Here is a 1284-nt window from a genome sequence, read left to right on the forward strand (position 1 = left end):
GCCGGGAAAAACTGTCTTCCGCTTTTTCCGTCTCTGATTTTCCACCCCGGGATTTGGGTTTATTCGCCTCGTTATTGCGCCAGGCTTCCAGGGCATTACTGATATAACGTTGTCTCGCCTCCTGATACGGATCACCCACAAAACCGAGGTCATCCGCCGCATACCCCAGTCGGACGCGCTCTTTTTCTTCCCCTTTCAGTCTGGACAGGGCCAGCTCACGCTCTGTTTTTGTCAGGGCACTCTGCTGTTTATCATCCAGGGTGGCCTGTGGCAGCCGTAACGGCACATTCACCAGTCCCTGCCGCTGCTGAAGCAGTTCATTCCCCAGCCCCAGCAGACGGTTAAATTCCGTATGCTGAACATTCATCTGCAGCAATGCCTGGTATGCTCTGTTCTGCTCTGCTGCCTCCTCGCGTATCCTCGCCACACGGTTGTATTCCAGTGACGCCAGAGCTTCCTGTACAGACTTCGCCTTTTCCTGCATCTGTGTCAGTCGTGACTGTTCAACCGCCAGTTTGCCAGTTGCCTCCGCAAGGCCGTGGGTTATAATCTCCACACCTGAACCACCCTGTGGATTTTCCTGCAGCCAGCGCTGATAGTCAGCAATCTGTGTTTTCAGTCCCCGGACTTTACTTTCCTGCTCAGCAATCAGACGATTCTGCTCTTCCAGTGCCTCGCGAGTTTTACCCTCATTATCAGCCAGTTCCGGAAGGGTCATTCCCGGTACCTTTGCCCGGATTTCATCAATCGTCGATGCATACTGACGGGCGGACTCCCTGGCCTGTTCCTGATTCTGGTACACCGTGTACCAGGCACCGGCTCCCAGCATCAGTAAACCGGGTATCCCGCCGACAAGCGAAAGCAGGGATGCCGCGCCACTTTTCAGCATTCCCGTAACCGACGTGGCATTCTCCAGCGCCTTCCTCGAGGCCGCCACCGCCTGATTCGACTGTACCAGTGCGGCATTGGCCACAATCATGGCCCGGCGTTTTGCGACGGCATTCTGTGTGGCCAGCGCCTCCGCACTGCTATTTCTGGCCAGTGCAAGTTCAGCCTGTGCCAGTTGCCAGGCACGTTCTGCCGCCAGCGCGTCAGCTGCCGCCTTACGCTGCACCTGAACAGCCGCATCTGCCTGTGCGGCTGCAAGGGCAACCGTCCCGGACTTCGCCGCGATCAGCTCTGTGGTGGCCTTTCCCACGCCTGCGGCCATATTGCCAAAGTACCGGGCCACCCCGACGGCAACCAGCGCCCCCGCGGCTGTTGCCACATTATCAATATTACCGG

Annotated in this window: 1 protein-coding gene; it reads right to left on the reverse strand. The window is 57.6% G+C overall.

Annotation, left to right across the window (positions count from 1 at the left end):
* Positions 1–1284 (reverse strand): phage tail tape measure protein (locus HEN33_RS26625; protein ID WP_274601017.1); only part of this gene is annotated, 1284 nt, incomplete at both ends.

This window comes from Escherichia sp. 94.0001, assembly GCF_013369155.2.
Classification (GTDB): Bacteria; Pseudomonadota; Gammaproteobacteria; order Enterobacterales; family Enterobacteriaceae; genus Escherichia; species Escherichia coli_F.